This is a genomic window from Chloroflexota bacterium, from assembly GCA_013152435.1.
In the GTDB taxonomy this organism is placed as follows: domain Bacteria; phylum Chloroflexota; class Anaerolineae; order DUEN01; family DUEN01; genus DUEN01.
This window is the reverse complement of record JAADGJ010000057.1, coordinates 8914-32410: the sequence shown is the minus strand read 5'-3', so window position 1 is coordinate 32410 and position 23497 is coordinate 8914. Positions and strand designations below refer to the sequence as shown.

Below are 23497 nucleotides of genomic sequence, written 5' to 3'. Positions count from 1 at the left end.
CTCTTCGACAAACGCCCGGACTTTCTGGATATGGTCCAAGTTTGTCAAATCGAGAGGATAGGTTGGGATCAGGTTGGGTCTTCGCAGCTCTTGCAGGCTCTCCACATCTCCGCTCTTTCTGACGGTTGCAAATACCGTGAAATCGTTTGCCGACAGATGGATTGCGATGGCGCGGCCTATGCCCGAAGAGCAGCCGGTGACCAATACAGCCTTTTTGGCGTATCTGTTTCGTTGGGTTTTCCTTGCAGAGTGCAATGGGTTTACCTCCTTTTTGATCCTCACTCGTACGCCAGAGCCTCTCGCACGCTGACCTGCGCCGCGCGCAAGGCTGGCCAAAGGCTTGCCAGCGCCGAAAGCGTGGTCACGATCAGCAGCCAAAGCGTTACTCCGGCCGCGGAGTAGACGAAATCGAGGGGCATTTGCAGGATGATGTCGCCGATGAGGTCGCTGAAGAGACGGGCACTTGGGTAACTGAGCGGTACAGCCAGAAGCCATGAGAGCACTCCCACCTGCATCCCCTCGCTGATGAACAGGCCGACAATGCTCAGAGAGGTGGCGCCGATCGCTCGCATCATCCCGATCTCCCGTGCCCGCTCGACCACGTTGATCGAAATCGTGCTCATCAGGCCGATGCCGCCCACGACCGCGGTCAGGATCGCCATCGTCAACAAAAGATAGGTAAGGGCACCGAAGGCGGACTGGGCCTCCTGCCATTGCTTGCTGGCGCTCCATGAGTCATCCACCTCGATGCCTTGTGCCGTGAAGGCATCGTTCAGCGCTTTGATTAGCTTCTGTTGCGGCTCTATCTCCTTGCTCTGCGAGCGCACCATAACCGTTGTGCCCTGGCCCGAAGTGCCAGTCGTGGACGCCAGGCTGACGAGCGGGACATAGAGTTCATCGATGAGCGTGTCGATGTTCAGGTACGATCCCACCACCGTCCATTCCGATCGCTCTCCGCTGATTATCAATGTGATCCCGTCACCGACGCCGATTCCGTCCTTGGCGGCGAGTTGGTGGTTGACCAGCACCGCCCGCTCATCGCCGTCCCGCAAGCTGCGACCGCTGACGATACGGGGGGTGAACATCGCCGAATCGGCCGGCACCCCCACAAGCCAGACGGGGTACCTCTCGTCGTTCCTCTGCTCTCGCGGGCCGCTCCCGGCTGAGAGCGTCGCCGACTGCCGACTCCACACCTCGACTTTGCTACCTCCGGGCACGCGCTCGGCGATCTCGATCAGGCGAGAAACCTGTTGCGGGTGCGCCAACTCCAGGGACACGTCTCCTCCGACCTTGAACATGATCCTCATCGTGTTGTCGAATGAGCCCCCCACGCTCGTGACGACGATGAACATAATCCCGCTCAGGGTGAGCGTGACCAGCGTCAGGGTGAGGCGCGCTTTGTGGCGGAATGTATTGCGCAGGCTGAGGGCCAGAAGAGGCGGTAATCCCTGCATACGACCGAGTAGGCGATCGAGCCGGCCGCGGCCAAATCCAGCCCCAATGCCATGGGTGCTGATGGCCTGATGTGCAGTGGTGCGGGCGCCGGCCAGCGCGGGCACCAACGCCGCCAGGAAGGGGACGGCCAGCCCGACTGCCACCTGGATGCCGAGGGCGACTGGCACGATACGGAAGGGGACGGCCTCGACGTTGAACATCCCCAGTAGCCAGACCGCCACCAGGTAAGCAACAACTATCCCCAGAGGGACGGCCAGCAGCAGAGCCAGCCCACCGTAAATCAGCGCTGTCGTCAGGTACAGCCTCGACACCTGGCCTCGTGTCGCACCGATGGTTTTCATCACACCGATCTGCCACACTTGCTGGGCGATTCATCGTGTTGATGATGAGGAACGCGCTCAAGGCCAGCGACAAAGCGCCCATAACGGCCAATACAGCCAGGATCGCGTCGACCATCTCCTGCATTCGGTGGCGATCCGGATCGGTGAGCTCGTACCCCTCCACAAACGCCCCCATGCGCTCCAACTGGCCGCTGATCCGCGCCGCGGCCTCACGGGCAGCCTGCTCGAAAGGGACCTGTCCCGTTGTTTTCAGGCGCACGTGCAGTCGGTTGAATCCCCTCCCGCTGATGCCATCCGTCAGCCAGGCTACCGTCTCTGGCGTGGCAAAGAAGGTGAACTCACCTCCCAGGTCGGGAGCGAGAATGTCGGCCGCGTGTACGATCCCCTCGATCGGTACGTGGCGTTGGCCCGAGCTGGATTTGACGAGGATGGTCGTGCCGAGGGGGATGTTGAGTTGCGCCGCGGAGAGGCGCTCTACGCTTAAGGTTTGTGTTACAGGCCAGCGGCCCTCCTGCAGACGAACCAGGTTCATGTGCTGGGCTTCGTAATCCTCTCGGGCGACCACGTCGGCCTTGCGCCAGTTCCTCTCACCCTCGAATTTCCAGCGGATAGGGACAGCGATTGCCCCCTCCGCCTCGAGAACGTCGCGCTCGTGCCGGATCATGCGTACCGCATCCGCGCTGAACGGTCCTCCCCGCAAGGTGATGTGCGCCGGGATCGAGGCCCGATGAACCTCTGTCAGGCGAGCGCGCATCACGCCAGAAAGGCCAAAGACCAGCCCCAGCGTCATAATGCCCACTGCGGTCGAGAGCACCGCCAGGGTGGTGCGCGCCTTGTTGTGTGCCAGATCGCGCCAAACTTTCCGCCAGATTATGCCCATGCCGCGTGTCCCCCCTTGCGCTCGTCCTGGCGAATGCGCCCGTCCAGGAGATGGATCACCCGCCCGGTGCGCTCGCTCAGTTCACGGTCGTGGGTGACGATCATCAGCGTCTTGCCTTCGGCCACGAACTTTTGGAACAGGGCAAAGATGACGTCGGCGGTGGCCGTATCCAGGTTGCCCGTGGGCTCGTCCGCGAGGATCAGGTGTGGGTCGTTGGCCAGGGCTCGGGCGATGGCTACTCGCTGCTGCTGTCCGCCGCTGAGCGTGTTGGGTAGCTTGTCGGCCTGGTCGGCGATGCCCACCTGTGCCAGAAGATGCATCGCTCGTGCCCTGCGCTCGCGCCGTCGGTAGACGTGGCAGAGGTCCATGGGCAGCATCACGTTCTCCAGCACGGTCAGCGTGGGCAACAATTGGAAAAACTGGAATATGATGCCGACGTTCCTCCCCCGCCAGTGGGCCAACTGGTTTTCATTCAGATTGTGGATGGCTTGGCCGCCAATGAACACCTCGCCGGCGGTAGGCCGGTCAATCCCGGTGATCATATTCAGCATCGTAGACTTGCCAGAGCCCGAGGGGCCCACGATGCTGACGAACTCCCCTTCCTGTACTTGCAGGGAGATCTCTCGGAGGACGGTCACGTCGCCCGCGCCGGTCTTGTAGGTTTTGGTCACGCCTTGGAGATGGACCAGCGTATGACCGTTAAAGCTGTGGGTATGGTCGGCTGTCATACTGCCTCCGTCAGGAGCTGATAGTTTCCTGGGGATCCTGTGGGCTTCAGGTTCGTTGCTGAAGGCGCCGGACGATCACCGGCGGCTGTCAGCTCGAGTGTGCTGGCAGCATAGCACGCCCAAGGGTGTAGTGTCATGCATCGAAAGATACATTCGGAAGATTACGTTTGGGGAGGTGCCCTGGGAGGGGCTTACCGGAGAGGGAAGAGGGGATTCAATGTTCCTGTTTTACAAAAGTCGCAGGTTTCTGGCTATGGCAATCGCCTGCGTTCGACTGTGGGCTCCGAGCTTGCCGTAGATGTTATTTAGGTGTCGTTTGACCGTGCCGACCGCGATGCATAGCCTCTGGGCGATCTCACGATTGCTGAGCCCGGCAGCAATCAAGGCTAGAACCTCAAGCTCGCGCCCGCTCAAGGGCTCGACCAGGGGGGAAGCGACAATTCCAACCCTTGGCCCAGGGCTCCCTGCGAAATCCAGAAGCCGGTCCACAAACTGCGGGGCGACATGCCGTACCTCGGGGAGCAGGGTGACAACCCTTTTGTCTTCATCGAGGAATGCCCGGAAGTAGTCCTCAGGCGCAGCCCTCTTCAATGCCTGGGAGAGATACTCGCGAGCCGCGAGGTGTTCTCCGCATTGCTGCGCAGCCAAAGCTTGCAGGATATGGGTGGTGATCAGCCAACGAAACAGGCCGCGTTCCCGCGTGAAGCGTTCCAGGCGATCCAGCCAGCGCCGGGCGTCGGACAGCCGTTCAAGGGCCAACAGCAGGCGGGCGTAAACTAGGTGTTGCTCGATATGTACGTATTGGGGGGTATCGCCGGATGACATCCCTGCCATCTCCGCCCAGCGCTGGGCAAAGGCGAGGTCGCCCTGCCGTAGGCGGATATTGACCTCGCCGGCCAGGTACCAATCCGCATCGGCCAGGCCTGTTTGAAGGGCGAGCTTGTATGCCCTTTGCAGAGCCTGCAGCGCCGCTTCCGTCTCTCCCTGGGCGTAAAGGGTGGGAGCAGAAAATCCCAGGGAGGCCATGATCGAGTTATCCAATGCCAGTTGCTCGCTGAGGGTCAACCCTTGGTCCAGGTACTTGCGCGCCAGCTCGAGCTGGTTCGCCTCGTAGTACAGCCTCCCCAGCTGGCTAAAGATGGAACCGACCACCGGCGATGGGCGTCCCGTTTCGTCGCTGTACTGCGCAATCGCCTCCTGGCACACGGCTACGGCCTGGCGACGCTGCCCGTGTATCTGCAGCGCTGTGGCCAGAAAGAGCGCAATTGTGACGGCGAAAAACTGGCTGCCCTGAGCGCGGCCGACTTGTCGTGCTGTGCGGAGCGTGGCAATGGCTGCGGCGATGTTGCTCGTCCGCTCTTGCGATTCGGCCATGGCCCAGAGGGCGATGATACGCCAATGCGCCTGGTCTTCCCGCAGCCGTCGAAGCGCGTCGCTGGCCAGCCTGATCGCTTCCCCATAGTCTTGATGGGCAAAGAGGGCGATGAAGGCGCGCAGGGCTAGAAGCTTGCCCAGATTCACATCCGGCGTCTTCTCTGAGCCGGTCTGGCGAAGAAGCGCCTCGGCGGCGCTGGCGTATGTCTCGGCCAGGGCCATGTCGCCGGTCAGGGCCAACACCCAGCTCTTGTAGGTTGCCAGTTCCCCATCGGCTCGCACACGCTTCTCCGGCAGGGTGTCCAGCCAGCCGCGCGCGGTCGACACGCCACCCTCAAAGATCGTCTCCTCTGCTGCGAGCCGGATCAGACGCTCGGCATCGTCCCAATCTCCGGAGGTTGACGCATAGGCCAGTGCGTGCCGGATCGCCTGGCCGGTGAATCCGTGGGCCTCAAACCAACGGGCGGCTCGTTGGTGCAATCGCATCTGCTCGTCCCGAGTCAACGTCGAGCGCAAGGCTTCTGCGAAGAGCCGGTGGTAGCGATACCACTGGCGGCGACGATCGAGCGGGATCAGGAACACGTTCCCTTCTTCCAGCCGCTCGAGCATCGCTTGGCTGTTTTCACTCCCCAGCACCGCATCACACAGGGAGGCGGTCAGCCGGTCGAGGATGGCTGTCTGGCGCAGGAAGTGGTGTATCACCTCTGGTTGTCGCTGGAGCACCTCTGCCACCAGATAGTCGCTGACGAAGCGGTCATCACCCGTGAAGGCGGCGATAAAGGCTCTGGCACGGGTGGGATCTTGGTCTTCTTGTAAAGCCAGGGCCGCCAGTTGCAGCCCGGTGATCCATCCCTCGGTGCGCGTCTGCAGTGCCACAACGTCCTCGCTGGGAAGCCCGAGTCGCATCACACGGTTGAGAAATTCGTTCACTTCGTCGAGAGTGAAGCGCAGATCATCCGCACGGATTTCGCTCATCTGCCCCCGGCCTCGCAGGCGAGACAGGGAGAGAGGGGGGAATGTGCGGGTGATGATGACCAGATGCATGTTTTGCGGCAGGTGATCAAGCAGAAAGGCAATCGCTTGGTGAATCGGTTGTGCCGTGATGACGTGGTAGTCGTCAAGGACAAGCATCAGGGAGACGGGGAGGTCGGCGATGTCGTTGATGAGCGCCGTTAGCAAGGATTCCAGGGGAGGGAGCTGGGGGGGTTGGAGCATTGCCCGGGCTGTTGCGCCCACGGAACTGCCTTTTATGCCCGCTTCAGCTTCGATCGTCCGCAGGGCAGCGATACAATAGGCCAGAAAGCGCGCCGGGTCATTGTCGCCCTCATCCAACGAGAGCCAGGCGACGGGGAGGGATACCCTGCTTATCCACTCGCTCACCAGCGTCGTCTTGCCCGACCCGGCTGGCGCGGAGACGAGGGTCAGGCGCCGTCCCGTATGTAGCCCTTCGTCAAGCCTCTGAAAGAGACGGGGGCGGGACACCAGATTGGGGCGAGGGGGAGGGATATAAAGCTTCGTCTTCAAAAGCGGGGTGGTCATCTGCCTATCCTGAGTGGCGTGCCCTCACGATTTCCTCCGAATCACCTGTCCGGGGCGCGCTTCGGTCTGCTGGCCTCGTTCGATCACCAGCTTGCCATTGACGAGCACGTACTCAATGCCCGATGGGTATTGCAACGGGTCCAGATAGGTCGCCTGATCCTTGATTGTGGCGGGATCGAAGACGACCAGGTCTGCCTTGTATCCTTTCTTGATCACCCCTCGATCCCTCAAGCCAAGCTTCTGCGCCGGGAACCCACTGGCCTTCCAGCTCGCCTCCTCGAGCGACAAAATCCCTTCTTCTCGCACATACTGACCGAACAGCCGTGGATAGGTTCCGAAGCAGCGAGGATGCTGCATCCCCGATGCCATCGGCCCTTCCGTTGCCAATCCCAACCCGTCGGTGCCGATCATCATCGCGGGGTGTTGCAATTGCATTCGGATATTGTCCTCCGACATCAGAAAGACGACCATCAGGATGTTCCCGAGGGTCTTGGGCAGGGCATTCAAAGTCCAGGTGTATGGGTCTTTGCCCTCTCGGGCGGCGAGCTCTGAGACGTAATGCCCGACGTACTCTTTCTTCCTCGACTTGCAGATCAGAATTTTGTCCCATTCGATGTTTTCGACGATCCCGCCCTCGCCGGCCTTCATGGCCTCAATGATCTTTTTGCGCTCCCACGGGAGGACAAGCCGCTTGAGAAGGCCGGGGATGCCCCCTTCGATGGCCCACTTGGGCAGTAGCGCTCCCAGGTGAGTCGATCCCGCCACGTAGGGGTACATGTCCGCGGTCACATCCAACCCCTCGGCTTGCGCATTCTCGATCAGCTCCAGGGCCAGGGCCGCCTTGTCCCAGTTGTCCCGACCGGCGGCCTTGAAGTGGGAGATCTGTACGGGGACGCCGGCCTTGCGTCCAATCTCGATGGCCTCTCTGTATGCCTCGAGTAGGGTCCCCGCCTCCCCGCGAACGTGGCTGAAATAGAGGCCGCCGCGCTCGCCAACGGGTTTGACCACCTCGATCAGCTCTTCCGTGGAGGTGAAGGATCCCGGAGGATAGATCAGCCCCGTCGATATCCCGAACGCGCCGCAGTCCATCGCCTCGTGGACCAGCCTTTGCATTTGTTGGATCTGTTCCTCGGTGGGGGGATTCGCACGATAGCCCATAACGGCCGCGCGGATCATCCCCTGTCCCACCAGTGGTACAACGTTGACCGATGTCCCGGTTCTCTCCAGGTAATCCAGAAAGCCGTTGAACGAGGCGATCTCATCCCATGGCATCGAGGCCTCTGGGGGGACCAGGGCGTTCAAGGTGACCAGCGTGTCCTTTCTGTGTTCTCTCGTCAGCGGAGCTGGCGACATGCCACACTGCCCGGTTACGACCGTCGTGATCCCTTGGTGTACCAGACTCTCCCCCTCTGGCGCGATGGGGAGGGACAGATCCGCGTGGGAGTGGATGTCGATGAAACCGGGCACGACCACGTGACCTGTAGCGTCGATCACGGTTCTCGCGGTGGCACCTTCCAGCGAACCTATATCCGCGATGTAGTCATCCTCGATGGCGATATCGCCTTTGTAGCCGGGGGTATTGGTCCCGTCGATGATCTCTGCGTTTCGGATCAGGATGTCCAGCATGCTCTGTCCCTTTCTCGCCATTCAGAGATTGGTTTCGTTCTCAATCTCCGGATTCGCCGCCATGATGGCTTCCGCTACCTCCCAAACACGGGGCAGGAGTTCCTCGGTCTGTTCGTTGCGCCGCCGTAGGTCGGCAACCGAGGCGATTCCGAGGTCATCGAGGAGTTGCCGATAGCCGGGACGAAACCTGTCCCGCATCTCCGCTGGCGCATCATGATAGAGTACCTTCTGACACCTGGAATAGGTGACGGCGATCCAGAACATGGCCTCCCGGTGATCGCCGCGCTCGATCAGCTCCCGGCTCCCGTCGATCGCGATGGGCCGGGCGACATCGCTGATGTCAGATGCGAAGGGGAGGGGCGTCCGGATCACCGCTTTGGCTGCGTCGAACGCATCCACGAGCGCGGCGAGGTGATATTCCGCGCGTGCCCGGCTCATCCGCGCGCATCCCAGCGTCTCCAGCAGGACCTCGTAAAAATTCAGGAGCCCGTAATCCGCCAGGAGCTCTCGCACCGCCATGTACCTCTGCCGTACCGTTGGATTCCTCAGGCCGGCCACGAGCAACACATGAGTCGTCACGCCTGTCGCGAACAGCCAGGTGATGACCTGATCGTGGAAGGGCTCTGACTCGTTCACCGACCGGATGTATTTCAGGGCGTGGTTTCTGGCATGCTCGCATCGTTTGTAGACCCATCGCCTTTTGGCGTAGCCTTTGGACACGGCCGCCTGGAGCCTGGTCAACTGGCCGGATGGATCCAAAATGATGCCCGGCGTCCGGAAACTGCCGGCCATGTGGTAGTCACTCAGGATCCGGTCGGGTGATTGAAGCTGCTCCTTGGACAGGTAAGAGGCTTCGAGCATGACGTCCCGATAGATGAACTTCCCGGGCTTGTCCGGTGGATTGGGATCGGTGAGCACGATCATGATGTCCACATCGGAGGTCGCAGGAAGGGGGGCGTCATCGGGGAGCCAGTTTATGGAGCCGTGGTAGAAGGCCCCGTAGAAGCCCGGCGTTTTGCTGGCCTCTTCCATCACCCATTGTCGGGCCACCTCTTTGGCGTGTTTGACTGTTGTGATCACTGTGCGACCAGGGTCCTTCCCCCCAATATCACGTGGCTCGCTCCATTTGCTCCACAGCCTGGGCGAAGATGGCTGCCTGATCCGGATCGCTGAAAATCGTGGCCCCTCCGAAGATCTGCACGCCGTGGCTGGGCACAGAGGATGCCGCCGTGGCGTAGAGGGAATCAGGATAGTCCAGGGCGTCCAGGATCAGTTGCACCGGACGGCCGGCCGGGACGAAGGAGGGGCTTTGCTCTAGAAACTCCCGGGCCCATTGGGGGCTGCGCCCGCTCTTGTGGGCGTAGATCAGCGGGGTGAACACGTCGATGGAGGGCGCCAGGAGGTCGTAGTCCTGGGCGAAGATGCGGCGAAGGGCGCCGTCGTACTCCTCGGGCGTCCAGGGGCACATATAGGCGCCGATGATGCAATCGGGCAGGTGGGAGCGGATGATGTTCGCATAGTGGGCCGCAAATCTGGCGATGCGTTCGCACTTGTGCCGGGTCCACGCGTCCTGGTGATGGGCCAGGATCTCCTCGGGGGTATCCGCGTCGATCTGAGTCGCCTCGCAGAACTCCGCCACGCAGTCCGGACAGAAGCAGCTCTCCTGCAGGTCCGGCTCTGGCGTCTCGAACCAACCCGCGTAGGTCAGGTAGTCCAGCCAGATGCCGGCGGGCTGAAAGGCGCGAACCCCCTCGATCAGGCTTTGCTCGATGGCGTCCAGGAACCATTGTTTCGAGAGGCAGACCCCTTGAACCAGGTTGCCGTAGCGGATGGGGCGGCCGTCCACGCCGATGGGGATCAGGTCCGGGTGTTGATTGAAATCCGCCCGGAAGGTCTTGAACTCCACGCAGGGAGCGATGCCCACTCGGGCGCAGATCTCGAACGCCTCCGCGTCGAACATGTGGAACCAGGCCGCATTGACGTGGTACGCACGCAGTTGATCGGCGTGATCCAGGGCTCCTCGGCCGTAAGGTCCATACAGACGTGGGATCCTCATGAAAGACTTTCCTCCGATTTGGGTGTCGTATGGGCATTGTAGCGTATGTGCGTGGGGGCGTCCAGATCGGTTGGCCCGGGGCGTGGGGGCGTTCGGTGCTGCGCGTGGAGCAAGGGAATGAACCCGTCCATATCTACCTGAAGACCTCCGGCAGGTGGAGCTTGCGGCCCGGCACCGCGGGCGGAAGTGGCCGTCGGTGATAACCCGTTCCCGGCGAGCCGAGCCAGAGCGTATGCGGGGGAGATGGGTCGATCAGGAGCACGCTGGCGAAGGGCCAGGCCAGCCCCTCGTTGAATGGCGCCCAGGTTTGCCCCCCGTCGGCGCTGAAGAGGACGCCACGGGAGGCCGAGCTGTATCCGCCGGAGTAGAGGGCGCTGCTGGAGGCAGCAAACAGTTGGTCTGAATCGAGGGGGGAAATCGCCACATCGTGTAGAAAATCGTCGGTCAAGATGCGCTCCCAGGTCAGACCTCCATCCTGGCTGCGGTATAGCCCCCGGTCGGCGCCGAAGGCGGCCACGTACACCCATCCCACGCGAGATGGATCGGGGCGGATGGCCGCTACCCCTTCCCAGTACACATCCCAGAATTCGCCTCCCCGCGCGCCTGTCATCTCCGGAAGGCCGGTTTGCACCCATGTTCCTGCGTCCCCGGCGTGGGCCGAACGCCAGAGGCCCGCCTCACCCCCGGCGTACACCAGGTCCCGACTGTGAGCGTCCACGGCGGTGTAGCGACAGCCGTTGCAGTCCAGCACCAGGCCCCACGTATTTCCATCGTCCAGGCTGCGATACACGTCGCCATCTACGGCAATGAAAAGCGTGCGCCGGTGCGATGGGCTGTGAGGGCTCACGCTCAGACCGGAGGGGATGCCGTCGGGCAGGCCGGCGTTGGCGGGCCGCCAGGTGGCGCCATAATCGTCGCTGCGCAGCAGGATATGGGGGCTGTCCTCGATCTCATTGGCCTGGGTGATCCAGACGACGTTGGGGCGTGTGGGATCGGCGACCACGGTCATGCTGTTGCCGCCGTTGCCGTCCCACGTGCCCACGAAGTCGGGATCGTTGCAGTTCTGCCAGGTGTCGCCGGAATCGTCGCTGCGGAAGCAGCCCAGGTCGGGCATGGCTAGGTAGACGTGGGTGGAATCGGCGCTGAGGGCCAGATCGAAGGGGACGATGTTGTCCGCCCCACGGGAACGCCACCTGCCGGGGGCGACCTCGTCGGTGTGCAAAGGGGTGAACGAGCGCCCGTCGTCACGGGTGATCCAGAGGAATTGGGAATCGGCCCACAGCAATGCGTCAGGATCGGAGAGGTCCACCCCCAGGGTTTTCGCGTCGCCGTTGAAGCTGGTGCCGTAAGCGAATTCCACGCTCGTCCATCCGGTCTCCCAATCGTCTTTGCCGCCGATCCGCTGCCACGTCGCGCCGTCGTCGGTGGTCTCCCACAGCTCGGGGTAATCCAGGTCGATCACTCGGAGGGCATGCTCATCGTCGGCGTCGACCCAGATGAGCAGGTTGCGGCTCCCCAGGTCGTCCTGGTGGGTCAACTGCTCCCACGTCCAGCCTCCATCACGGCCACGGCGGCCCCGGTAGAGATATCCGCCGCCCGAGTCGTCGGTGACGCACTCGTAGCCGGGGTCCCACACATCGCCGTAGGTGGTCACATAGAGGGTGGTGGGGTCGCGAGGATCCAGCGCGGCGTCGGCGATCTGACCCAGATCGGCGGCGATCCTCGTCCAGCTCACGCCGCCGTCGGCGCTTTCGTACAGGGCCGCCGGGCCGCAGGCGAAGCGTCCCTCCCCGGCCAGCAGGTAGAGTCTGTTCTCGTCTTCTGGATTCACGATCAGTTTCAGGATGTGGAGATTTCCCGGCAGGGAGGGAGAGCTGATTCGTGCCCAGGTCTGGCCTCGATCGGTCGTCTTATAGACCGTGCCGTCGGCGACGTCGTACTGCGAGTGATGGGCGGCATAGCCCACGTCGGGGTTGCTGGGGGCGATCTGAATGTCGGTGATGTAGCCATGCCCCAGGGCCGGCCTGAAGGTCTCGCCGTGGTCCGCGCTGCGGAAGATGCCCCTCTCGGTGCCCAGGTAGAGGATGGCCGGGTCGGCCGGATCGAACCCCAGGCCGCTGACGTGGGTGACGGTCAGGCCCCGGAAGGAGCCGATGACGTCCCATGTCCGTCCGCCGTCCAGGGAGCGGTACGCGCCGCTGAGATCGCTGGCGGCAAGGATGATCCCGGTGGGGCCGGCGCCGATGGCGTTGAAGGCGCCGCCTCCGCCGGGGTTCGTGCGTCGCCATAGGTGCGTGGAGGCCGGGGAGGTGTGCGGGGTGGCCGGATGGCTCGTGGCGAGCGTCATCGGCGTGTGCGGAGCGACCGCGGCGGGCTCGCTTGAGGCAAGAATAGCCGTTCCCGGGATGCCTCGTTGCTCCTTCGCCCCCGCGCAGGCGATGACGAGGAGGAAAAGGACGATGAGGTGGGCTGCTCGCCTGCCGCCTGAGGCGGCGGGGAGATATGCGACGTTGAGCGTGTGTGATCGACGAGGGTTCACGTTATGCCGATCTAGGGGCGATAGGTGTGGATGGTCCCGTGCGCGCTGACATGGATGGACAACAGGTTCGTCTCGGCGTCATACGCCAACTGGGCCTGTATGGGCTCGGATAACGGATGGTCACCGGACCGATATATCTCCCGGCACATCAGGCCGACGCGATCGCATTCGAAGAGCGCGTAGTTGTTGTCGATCAGGGCCCCGATGCTCGCCAGATGGTAAACGTGACCGCTCGCTGCCAGGCTGTCCAGCGGCGTCATGGGGGAGGCGAGGGCTGGGAAGCTGGCCCCGAGGAGGATCAGGGTCGTCAGCAGGAGCGATCCACCCGTCAGCGCCGCAGATCGAGCCGATGGCTCCCGGCGGATGCGCCGTGTGAGCCATACCGCGAGAGCGCCGAGGGTGACCAGGAAGCTGACGATGATCACCGGCAGGATCGCCCGGTCCATCGCGATGAACAGCCAGTATGGGCCGGTGCCATTGCCCCAGATAAAGGCGGATTTCCACAGCCAGGTGGCGCCGAAATAGGCCATCGCCAGCGCAGGGGCGCCCCAGCGTAGATGTTTGGTGAATTGGATTCGTGTCATGGAGGATCTCATAAGCAAATGTGGTAGCCGTCGATGGTGCGTGTGAAGCGTAATAGCAGGTGCTGGCTAGTCCATAATTTCTGGGTTGCGATCGATGATCTCTTTGGCTGTGTTGAAGATGTTATTGGCCAGCTTACTGGCTTGTGGACGGCGAATTGCCGCATCATGGAGCGTGCCCCACCCAATGTCAGACAGAAAACGGCCAAACTTCGCTTGGTAATAGTCCTTCTCCCCCTCAGGAGCATCCAGTTGGATAGCGGTGTTGGAGATGGCCCAAAATAGCAGGATCCAATACATGGCCTCGCGGTGATAACCCTCATTGATCATCTCCCGGGCTCCCTCGACCATGTAAGGCCTGACGTATGGATGAAGTTTGAATCCTGCTGGCACGGGGGTTCGGGTCACCTCTACAGCTCTATCAAACGCCTCTATACACTCTTGAAGATAGCCCTCGACATCTGCTCGCCCTAGTTGGGCGAACCCCAACAGTCCGAGCACTTCTTCTTCAAGCTCCACTTCTCCGTATGCTTCAAGCACCTCCCTCATCACGATGAGACAGCGGCGGTGAGTAGGCGGCTTCAGGTCGGCAACCGCTATGGTGCCGGTTATCCCCCCAATGAGAGAGTACAAGTTGACCAATATTTCGACAAGCGAGTTTGCGCGCTCGATCCCTTGCAGTCCTTGGAGAGCTCGCTTTTTCTCGGCCTCGTAGCGGGCGAGCACCCACTTCCGTCGCGGATATTCTCGGGAGACGACCGCGTGCAGCTCAGTCAACATGCCAAAGGGGTCTGACAGAATGCTATTGGTGACCAGATTAGGGGCGAGTCCGGGATCAGACAACACGACCTCAGGCGAACGGTATCTCTCGACGCTGACCCGCCCGCATTCCAAAATGAGCCCTTTGTAGGAGATCTCCCAAGGCTCGCTCGTCTGGAGCTCTTTCAACACGAGGTTCAAGTCCACATCCTTATAGGACGGGAATGGCGTGTTTTTAGGCAGATGATTTAGCGCACCCATAAGGTGGGCGCCGCAGAATCCCGGCGTTTGGCTGCCGTGATCCCGAACCCATTCCTTCGCGAGCTCGATCACCTGACCTACGTTCATGAGCCCTCCTTTTTCTGTTCTTGGCCACCTCGCATTTGGGCAAGTGTGAGCTTTTGTTCGCCTTGCACGACTGGAGAGCGCTCTTGCTTGCCAGCCTGCTATTGCACATTGTAGGAGATGGGAGATGCCATGTCAAGAGAAACTGATCGCTCATCAGGGCTTTTTCAAATCCGAACCCTATTGGACGTCACTCGGGAGAAGGGGGCTCAATGGTAGGGGGAAGGCACTGCTTTCCGCTACCTAAGAGGCCAAACTTGAGAGGCCTGTATCCAAAATGGTGGAGAGTTCGGGCGCCCCATGATGCCCATCGCAAGCCCGCAGGGGAGGTGCGGAGGGACCTCCCTCCGCTAAAATCTCCCCTTTTCCGCCCGGCACCTGCCCTTCCCGGCCTGATTCGGATGGAGAAGGCCGGGTGAGACAGGTGAAGGGCGGAAACTGAGAGTTTTGAGGGCCGCAGCCCCCCCCAAACTCCCCGCCGCAGCTCCACTGAAAAAGATACACCGCCCGCGAAAACTCGGTATTGACAGCGGCGATGGAGACGTGCTATACTTACACGTGTAAGTAACCTGATTCCTTCATCGACAGCTCGTCCTCGTACCTGTCCAGACGTGTATTTTTGATCGGCGATCGATCGGATCCTTCCCTTCTTCGCTCCTCTACATCAGGTGCGTTCAGAATGAAACGTCCCACACAAGCGGATGTGGCCCGCCTGGCGGGAGTGTCCAGGGCGACCGTCTCCTACGTGATCAACGGCCGTACGGATCGCTCCGTATCCATCACAGAGGAGACCCGGCAGCGCGTCCTGTGGGCCATCGAACAACTGGGGTATCAGCCGCACGCGGCGGCCCAGTCCCTTCGCTCCGGGATGACGAAGACCATCGGCCTGCTGATCCCTGACATGCACAATCCCCATTACTGGCAGATCGTGCATGGCGTCGAGGAGGCGGCCCGGGAGCAGGGATATGACCTGCTGCTGGTCAGCACCTCGCTGGACCCCGAGCGGGAGCAGCACAGCGTACGGGCCCTGCTGCGCCGCCGCATTGACGGACTGATCCTGCTCCTCACCTTCGGCGATCGCCTGACGTCGGAGATCGAGATGCTGGCCCGTCGTCACGGCCCCGTCGTCCTCCTGGGGGGGCAGATGTCCGATCTGGACACCGTCGATCCGGACTATGGAGGCGGAGCCGCGCAGATGATGGAACATCTGCTGTCGCTGGGGCACCGGCGCATCGCCTTTATCCACGGCGTCGCCTGTCCGACGCTGGCCCTTGGGCGGTTGGTGGTGTACCGACAGGTGCTCCAGGAACGTGGGTGGTTGAACGAGGATTGGATTATCCGCTGCGGGAGCACGTTGGAGGATGGGTACCAGGCCACGCTGCGTCTGTTGGACCTCTCGCCGCGTCCTACCGCTATCCTGGTGGTGAACGATCTGCTGGCGATCGGGGCGCTGCGCGCCGTCGCCGATCGAGGCTTGCGCGTTCCGGAGGACATCTCGATCGCCGGGTTCGACGATATCGATGTGGCGGCCTATCTGACGCCGCCGCTGACCACGGTGCGAGTGGACAGCGAGTCGCTGGGGCGCGAGTCCGTTCGCCTGGCCTTGGCTCGCATGCGAGACCCTGAGCGGCCGCCGCAGCACGTCCATGTCGCCGCCCAACTGGTCGTACGGGCCTCCACAGGACCGGCGCCAACCGATTAGGGAAAGGAGGTGGTTGCGCGGACATCCTCTGACCGGCCTCGTCGTGCTTTCGTGCAGTCCTTGAGCGTAGGTGACCATCGTTGTGAGCGGTGGTGGGCGCTCTGAGACGGCGCCAGCGCCACCCTCACGAGGGAAGCAAGGAGGGTATTCCCATGAACCGAACAGGTGTGTTGTGGCCCCTGCTGGCCGCAGTCGTGATCCTCTCCATGGTGTTGGCTGCCTGTGCGCCGGCCGCTCCCGCCCCGGCGAAGCCAGCCGAGAAGCCGGCAGAGGTGGTCAAGAAGGCCGAAAAGGAAGAGGTCGTTGAGATCCAGGTGACCCCCACCCCCGTCCCGGAGCTCGAGGGAGAGATCGTGGTGTCCTTCCAGGGGAATGATACCCAGACCTGGGAGGCCCTCTGCGAGGCCTATGAGCAGATTCATCCCAATGTGGACTGCAAGGTCGAGCTGAAGCCGGGCGAGGGGTATCAGGAGTGGATTCGCACCCAGTTCGCCGGCGGCACCCCCAAGGCCTCCCTGGTGAACGGCAACGTGGTGGCCGACTTGGTCAATGCCAAGAAATTCCTCGACTTCTCCGCCTATCTCGACAAGATCTCCCCATACACGGGCAAGCCGTGGCGCGAGGACTTCGACGCGGGCGCCCTGGCCAATATGCGTGATCCGGTCACGGGTGAGACGTACATGCTGAACCTGGAGACCGTCCAGGTCCTCTGGTTCTATAACAAGGAAGCCTTCCGCAAGGCCGGCATCCTGGAAGAGGTCGAAGCCGTCCACAAGACGCCGCGCAACCAGCCCACCTGGGACCAGTTCCTGGGTTGGTGCGACAAGCTGCGAGAGGCCGGGTACATCCCGGTGGCCATCGAGGGCGATTTCCGCTCCTTCTGGGAGATGCGCTTCGGCTGGATGGCCCGCATGTACGCCGACCAGTTCACACGTGACGAGGCGGAGCTGGTGCGTTGCCAGCCTGGCGACTGGTGCTTCCGCGAGGGCATCGATGACAAGTGGGTGTACGATCCCACGGATCCGCACAACGATGACGCCACCCGCATCACCTTCAACATCGTCCGCAAGATGATCGCTCTGCGGGATCACCAGCAGCGGGTCAACGGTCCCAAGTGGCGGGCGCAGTACGAGAACTTCAAGCAGTTCGCCGACCGCTGCACGCCGCCCGGGTGGATCGGCACGACGGACGCCTATCCGCTCTTCCTGACCCAGAAGGCTGCCATCCGGCTGGACGGCGCCTGGCTGCTGAGCAGCTTTGAGAAGGACATCCGCAGTCTGGCCGAGGGGACCTACAGCTACTCGGCGGCGGAGGAAGGCGCCCCCACGCCGACGCCCTCTGCGGAGGATCTGGCCGCCACCGTCTTCGAGATCGGCTCCTTCAACAACCCCACCATGGAAGGACCGGAAGTGGACGCCCCTGCCCGCACCATCGAGGTCAACATCGGCTTCTGGAGCGTCCCCAAGAAGGACCAGCAGCAGAATGATCTCGAGGTGGACTTCCTGATGTTCGTGACCAGCCCGGAAGGGTATGGGATCTACCTGCAGAATCGGCTGGATCCCAACAACCCCCATGGTGGCATCGCCGGCCCGCCGGTGGTGAAGAACGTCAAGCTGCCGCCGGAGCTGGAGGATCGCTTCGCCAACCTGCGGCTGATCGGGAACACGGAGAAGGACACGGCCGGGACGTATCGGTCACGTGGTGTGGCCGACTATCAGCCCACGGTGCGGGAGTGGGTGGACCTGGCGCAGCAGTTCTTCACCGACAAGATCACGCTGGATGAGTTCCTGGATAAGTACCAGGCCTCCATCGACAAGCATTACGATGGTATCCTGGAGCATCTGCGGCTTACGCCGGAGGATCTGCAGGATCCCAGCAAGAAGCCGGCGAACTTCTAAGGATGGCGCTGGGTTGAGGCCCTTGCTCGGGCGGGGCGGTGCATGACCGCCTCGCCCGGTTTTTCAACTTGCGAGGCGTGATATGCGAGTGATCGGACGTCTGTTCTTCCTGCTCCTGATCCTGTCCGCCGCGTGCTTCCCTGGCCTGATATGGGGGACGACGCCTGTGTGGGCTCAGCCGGCCTCCTGGGAGACGGAGGTCGGGGATGTGGTGTATGGCGTGGCGTTGTCCGCCGATGGAAGCGTGCAGGTCGTGGGGAGCCGCAATAACCAGGTGGTCGCCTTTGATTCGGCGGGGAAACAGTTGTGGAAATTCCACCCGAAGGGGACGGTATGGGGAGTGGCGGTCTCCGGGGACGGCGCCTGGACGGCGGTGGCCTCGGAGGATCGTCGGGTCTATCTACTGGACGCGCAGGGGCAGCCCGTCTGGCAGTACCGGGGCGCCTTTATCTTCCTGGACGTGGCCATCGCCCGTGATGGCTCGTTGGTGGCCGCCGTGGCGGAGGATCGCAACGTGTACGCGTTCGATCGGACGACCGGCGAGCTGTTGTGGCAGTACGCGTTGCCCAACATCGCCGACACGGTGGCGATCTACGGGACGGGCACCGTTCGCGTTCTGGCGGGCACTCGCGACTCGCAGGTGCATCTGTTCAGCTCCGATGGCGTTGAGCTGTGGCGTGCCCAGCTGGCCGACGCGGTGAAGGGCGTGGCCGCCGTCCGGAGCGGCGCGTTGGTCGTGGCGGGCACGCAGGACGGCGCCGTGACGCTGCTGAACGGGGCCACGGCGGATGTGCTGTGGCAGACTCAGCTCTCGGACCGGGTGAACGCCATCGCGATCACCGATGACGGCGGCCTGATCCTGGTGGGCACCCGGGAGGGCCGGCTGTATGTGCTGAACGGCGAGGATGGCTCCGTCCAGCAGACGCACGACATGGGCTCCGCCGTGGAGTCGGTGGCCGTGTCGCCGGATGGCCGTTACTTCATGGCGGGGATGCGGGCCGGCCGGGCGGTGTTCCAGGACATGGCCACGGCGAGGGCGCGGTTTGTGGCCCGGCAGCGGTTGCTGACCGGGGTTCGGGTCGGCATACCGCTGATCCTGCTGGGCCTTCTCGTCGGGCTCATCGTCTGGATACGCGTCACGCCCTCTGGGCGTACTTTCTGGGAGGTGAAGGCGGCGCCGGGGCGGCATCTGGCTGCGGAGATGTGGCGCAGTCGGGTGTCCTACCTGTTCCTGTTGCCCACGATCGCCTTGCTGCTCGTCTTCAACTACTACCCCGCCTTCTCCGGGCTCTACCACGCCTTTACCGTGTGGAAGCCGGGCGTGGAGACGCGCTGGGTGGGGTTGCAGCAGTTTCGCTTTCTTCTGAACGATCAATACTTTTGGGTCGGCATCAAGAACGCCGTCATCCTGGTGATCACCGGGTATATCAAGACCTTCACCGTGCCGTTGTTGGTGGCCGAGTTGATCTTCCACCTTCGCAACAAGACCGTCCAGTACGGCCTTCGCTCCCTCTTCGTGATCCCGCTGGTAGTGCCCGGCGTGGTGGGCATCCTGCTTTGGGTGAACATCTACGATCCGAACATCGGCCTGTTGAATCAGACCCTGCGGGCGTTGGGGTTGGAACAGTTGACCCGGGTGTGGTTAGGCGACGAGAAGGTGGCCCTGTGGTCGATCATCGCCATCGGCTTCCCATGGGTGAGCCCGTTCGCCCTGCTCATCTTCTACGGAGGCCTCATCTCCATCCCGCAGGAGCTTTTCGATGCGGTGAAGGTGGACGGAGCGTCGACCTGGACCCGATTCTGGCGGCTGGATCTGCCGTTGCTGATGAGCCAGATCAAGTTGCTGCTCATCCTGGGGTTCATCGGTGGCATCCAGGAGTTCCAGTTGATCTTTCTCACCACCGGCGGCGGGCCGGGGAACGTGACCTACACGCCGGCGCTGGAGCTTTACTATCAGGCCGTGCGGTTCAACAATTTCGGCCTGGCCTCGGCCATCGGGGCCGTTCTGTTCGTGGTGATCCTGGGTGGGACGATCATCAACATGCGATATGTCCAGTCGGCTGTGGAGTATCAGGCGTAGGATGCGTGGGGAGGATGTGTAGATGGCGGAGCTTTCTGAGGCTGTTCTGGAGAGGCGGGGCCCTCGGCTGGTGCACGCCCGTGCGGGCGCCCATCGACGGGAGACGATCGGGCAGGTGATCATCGTCGCCCTCCTGTTGTTCCTGCTGTTTCTGACGCTGGTGCCCATCGCTCTGATGATCACCTTCTCCCTGAAGGACAATGGCCAGATCTACGGCCGCTTCTGGTCGTTGCCGAACCCGGTGCGCTGGCGGAATTATGTGGAGGGGATGACGGTGATGTGGCGTTACATCGTCAACACCCTCGTCTCGTCGCTGACCTCCGTGGCGGCGGTGGTCATGCTGGCTTCGCTCAGCGGCTACGTCTTCGCCCGCCACCGGTTCCCCTTTAAGGAATCCATTTATCTGATCATCCTGGCCTTGCTGATGATCCCGGGCGTGTTGACGCTGATCCCGGCCTTTGTGCTGGTGCGTCAGCTAGGGCTGGTGGACACGCGCTGGGCCCTGATCCTGCCGTGGACGTCCGGCGGTCAGGTGTTCGGCATCCTGCTCTGTCGTAGCTTCTTCGCCACGCTGCCCCAGGAGCTGTTTGACGCCGGGCGCATCGATGGTGCATCTGAGTTCGATCTCTACTGGCGGGTGGCGCTGCCGCTATCCTGGCCGATCATCGTGACCCTGGGCATCATGCACCTGGTGGGGACGTACAACGACTTCATCTGGCCGCTGGTGACCATCACCAGCCCGCAGGTGCAGGTGGTCTCCGTGGGGTTGACGCAGTTCACGTCCCAGTACGGGATCACGGATTGGGGGCCCCGCATGGCGGCATACACCATCGCCACCATCCCGCTGGTGGTCCTGTTCGTCTTCGGTATGCGCTACTACATCCGGGGCATCACCAGCGGCGCGATCAAGGCATAGCCGGCATGAGTGGGTAGGTAGGGCGATTCATGAATCGCCTTACCCGAGTGGAAGCAAGCGGCGACAGCTCCCACGCTGTCGCCGGTCGAGCGTAGGAACTCCACCAGCTTAGGAGGAGTGAACGGTTTAGCGGGTAGAGGTTCAGCGTGCTGAACCCCCACCGCTTGACCGGGAGGAGGCAGGCATGAGCAACGCTGCGCCCGTGCTGGCGACGGACCGGCTCCGCCTGGCGTGTCAGATGCGTGGGGAGCAGGTGACGGGATTGACCCTGGAGGTGTATGAGGGGGACACGTGGCATCGGATGGCCGTCGTGAGCCCCCTCTGTCATCTGATCTACCTGGATGGCCAGGGCGAGCGGCGGGAGGTGGAGATCGTCGGAGCCGTCCTTGGCGCCGGGGAGCGTTCCCTGGAGCTGAATGGCCGCCTGGAGGACGGCGATGGCGTGGAATGGCATTGGGCGGCCCGCTTCTCCCTTGGGGATCACCCGGGTCAGGTGCTGGCCGAATATCGATTGGAGGTGAGCGCACCCCGCCGGCTGTTGCGATGGATGGGCCCCAGCCTTCTGGCGGGCGAGGGGAGCTTTGGCGCCGCCAAGGACGAGGCCCTGTTTCCTGGCCTGGAGTACCTGCTGGGCGATGAGCCGTCCTCGGACACCCGCTTTGCCGCGGAGAAGTACGCCAATCGCACGGTGCCGCATCCGTACAAGATCACCGTGCCGCTGATGGCCGTCAGCCACGAGGGGCGGGCGGTGGGCTTGCTGTGGGATCCCAATCAGGATTGGAACAGCGCCTGGCGCCTTCCGGCGGCACTCTTCTCCTCCCCAAACCGCCTGCAGCCGGGGGCCGAGAATCACTGGATGGCCCTGTTCGCCCCGGCGGTCGAGCCCCGCTGGCTGCGTGAGGGGGAGACCGAGGCGCATGCGCCCTGCGATATCCAGCCCGGCCGGCCGTGGACGCTCACCGCTCGATTTGTGGTGGCCCCGAGTGGAGGCGTTCTGGCCGTCTTGCGTGCCTGGCTGGAGGCGTATGGGCTGCCGCCGTTGCCCGATCCTGGGCATGATTATCGGGAGAACGTCGATTTGTGCGTCCGCTCCTTCCTGGACGTCGCTTGGGACGAGGGGGCGGAAGGGTGGCATCACACGCTCGCCGACCCCTGGGGGCCCCGCTACGAGGCGCATGTGGCCAACCTGCTCTGGCGATACGGCCGCTGGCCCGATGGCGACCCCGTGTTGCGCGCCCGAGCTCGGGATCAGGTGCGACGAGCCGTCGCGAGGGCGCGCTCGCAGGCGGATCGGGGCGCCGCGCCGCATCTGGACCTGGCGCTGGTGTACGGCCATGTCGTGGAAGCGCTTGATGCGCTGGCGACGGAGGCTAACCAGGCGATGGCGGAGCAGCAGCCCGATGGGAGCTGGCCCTGGAAGCCGGACGCGGTTCACGCTGTGGCCGACTTCAAGACGCCTGAGCGGCTGGCGGTGATGGGAAAGCCGGGGGACAGCGCCACCGGCTTCACGGCCAGCCAGGCGAGCGCGGTCCTGCGCTATGCGCTGTGCACCGGTGATCCCGAGGCCGTGGCGGCCGTACGTCATGCGGCGGACTGGTGCAACGCCCGGACCCGCCCGGAGGGGGCGCAGGCCTGGGAGCTGCACCTCCATGTGCCGGACGTGTTGGCCGCGCCCTACCTCATCCACCTGAACCTGGGCATGTACGATCTGACGGGGGAGGCGTCGTATCTGGAGGCCGCCAATCGGTGGGCGTGGACCGGGCTGCCGTTCACCTATCTCTGGAGCGGGTATTACCGCCCGATCATGCGCTACGGCACCATCCCGGTCTTCGGCGTGACCTTTCACGATGTGCAGCCGTGGTTCGGCGTGATCGTCCAGTGGAACGGACTGGTCTATGCCGATGCGCTGCTTCGGCTCGCTCGTTATCGCCCGAGCGACGGCCCGGCGGACTGGCGGCACCTGGCCGAGGGGCTCGTGCGGAACGGCATGCAGCAGCAGATGACTTACGGGCCTCATCTGGGGATGTACCCGGACGCGTTCAGCGCTGTGAAGGGGGACGAGGAGTATACCTGGTGGCTGAATCCGCAACTGATCGGGGTGAACACATTCCCATTGGCCGGACTGCCGGTGGCGTGCCTCACCCAGGTGCTTCGGGGGGAGGCGGGGGATTCGATCCACGTCACAAGCGGGGCGACCGTGGTGCGGACGGCGCGGAATACAGACACCCTGCGCCTGCTGTTGCGCGATCAGCCGGGCGAGTTCAGCTTTACGATGATCGGCGGGATGTCGGGTCCACCGGCGGAGATCACCTGTGAAGGGAAGACGCTGGCGTCGGTGGAGGATGTGGATGCTGCGGAGGGGGGCTGGCAGTGGGTGCCGACGCATCGCGTGGCCCTCGTCAAAGTGCGCCATGAGCGTCCGGTCATGCAGGTCGAGGTGATGTGGCCGTCTCGGTAGGGCGATGCTTGTGGGCGGCGGCGATTCGTGTCCCGTCCCGCCATCTCGGATCGTAGGAGACAGCGCCATGGAGCGCTGGCATTTTGTCAAGCGTAGGGGCGACCTGCAGGTCGCCTACCTGGAGGGCAGCAACAACGGGGTAGGGGCCGGGTCACCCGGCCCCCATAGGCATCAATTTAGGCGATACGGAAGCGTAACCCTGCATCCCTGGGGTGGCTCG

The 23497-nt window shown here is 63.0% G+C and carries 16 protein-coding genes; 6 read left to right on the top strand and 10 right to left on the bottom strand.

Annotated elements, in window-relative coordinates:
- Positions 1-255 (bottom strand): SDR family NAD(P)-dependent oxidoreductase (locus GXP39_07120; GenBank protein NOZ27808.1); only part of this gene is annotated, 255 nt, incomplete at its 3' end.
- 23 nt (positions 256-278) lie between these two features.
- A complete protein-coding gene (locus GXP39_07115) occupies positions 279-1796 on the bottom strand; it encodes an FtsX-like permease family protein (GenBank protein ID NOZ27807.1) in 1518 nt (505 codons plus the stop codon).
- Between GXP39_07115 and GXP39_07110 the strand changes: the two genes are divergently transcribed.
- On the top strand, positions 1786-2280 hold the full coding sequence (locus tag GXP39_07110; protein ID NOZ27806.1) for a hypothetical protein: 495 nt from the start codon (positions 1786-1788) through the stop codon (positions 2278-2280). The genes GXP39_07115 and GXP39_07110 overlap by 11 nt on opposite strands.
- A 386-nt stretch (positions 2281-2666) precedes the next feature.
- Here GXP39_07110 and GXP39_07105 read toward each other — a convergent pair whose 3' ends face one another.
- From GXP39_07105 to GXP39_07070, 8 genes are all read right to left on the bottom strand, one after another.
- Positions 2667-3404: an ABC transporter ATP-binding protein gene (locus GXP39_07105; GenBank protein ID NOZ27805.1), complete on the bottom strand. Its 738-nt coding sequence runs from the start codon at positions 3402-3404 to the stop codon at positions 2667-2669.
- 228 nt (positions 3405-3632) lie between these two features.
- A complete protein-coding gene (locus tag GXP39_07100) occupies positions 3633-6317 on the bottom strand; it encodes an AAA family ATPase (GenBank protein NOZ27804.1) in 2685 nt (894 codons plus the stop codon).
- Between the two features lie 24 nt (positions 6318-6341).
- A complete protein-coding gene (locus tag GXP39_07095) occupies positions 6342-7943 on the bottom strand; it encodes a D-aminoacylase (protein NOZ27803.1) in 1602 nt (533 codons plus the stop codon).
- 21 nt (positions 7944-7964) lie between these two features.
- Complete coding sequence (locus GXP39_07090) at positions 7965-8975, bottom strand: hypothetical protein (protein NOZ27802.1); 1011 nt, start codon at positions 8973-8975, stop codon at positions 7965-7967.
- Between the two features lie 76 nt (positions 8976-9051).
- Positions 9052-9999, bottom strand: coding sequence for a hypothetical protein (locus tag GXP39_07085; protein NOZ27801.1), 948 nt, complete (start codon positions 9997-9999; stop codon positions 9052-9054).
- Positions 10000-10132: 133 nt separating this feature from the next.
- On the bottom strand, positions 10133-12346 hold the full coding sequence (locus tag GXP39_07080) for a hypothetical protein (GenBank protein NOZ27800.1): 2214 nt from the start codon (positions 12344-12346) through the stop codon (positions 10133-10135).
- Between the two features lie 203 nt (positions 12347-12549).
- A complete protein-coding gene (locus GXP39_07075) occupies positions 12550-13122 on the bottom strand; it encodes a hypothetical protein (GenBank protein ID NOZ27799.1) in 573 nt (190 codons plus the stop codon).
- Between the two features lie 66 nt (positions 13123-13188).
- Positions 13189-14226: a hypothetical protein gene (locus GXP39_07070; protein ID NOZ27798.1), complete on the bottom strand. Its 1038-nt coding sequence runs from the start codon at positions 14224-14226 to the stop codon at positions 13189-13191.
- A gap of 676 nt (positions 14227-14902) precedes the next feature.
- Here GXP39_07070 and GXP39_07065 point away from each other — a divergent pair.
- The 5 genes from GXP39_07065 to GXP39_07045 all read left to right on the top strand — a co-directional run bounded on the left by GXP39_07065 (position 14903) and on the right by GXP39_07045 (position 23277).
- Positions 14903-15925: a LacI family transcriptional regulator gene (locus GXP39_07065; protein ID NOZ27797.1), complete on the top strand. Its 1023-nt coding sequence runs from the start codon at positions 14903-14905 to the stop codon at positions 15923-15925.
- A gap of 152 nt (positions 15926-16077) precedes the next feature.
- Complete coding sequence (locus GXP39_07060; protein ID NOZ27796.1) at positions 16078-17823, top strand: carbohydrate ABC transporter substrate-binding protein; 1746 nt, start codon at positions 16078-16080, stop codon at positions 17821-17823.
- Between the two features lie 82 nt (positions 17824-17905).
- A complete protein-coding gene (locus tag GXP39_07055; protein ID NOZ27795.1) occupies positions 17906-19903 on the top strand; it encodes a PQQ-binding-like beta-propeller repeat protein in 1998 nt (665 codons plus the stop codon).
- Positions 19904-19925: 22 nt separating this feature from the next.
- Positions 19926-20819, top strand: a complete 894-nt coding sequence (locus GXP39_07050; GenBank protein ID NOZ27794.1) for a carbohydrate ABC transporter permease — start codon at positions 19926-19928, stop codon at positions 20817-20819.
- Positions 20820-21003: 184 nt separating this feature from the next.
- Complete coding sequence (locus GXP39_07045; protein NOZ27793.1) at positions 21004-23277, top strand: hypothetical protein; 2274 nt, start codon at positions 21004-21006, stop codon at positions 23275-23277.
- Positions 23278-23497: the final 220 nt, after the last annotated feature.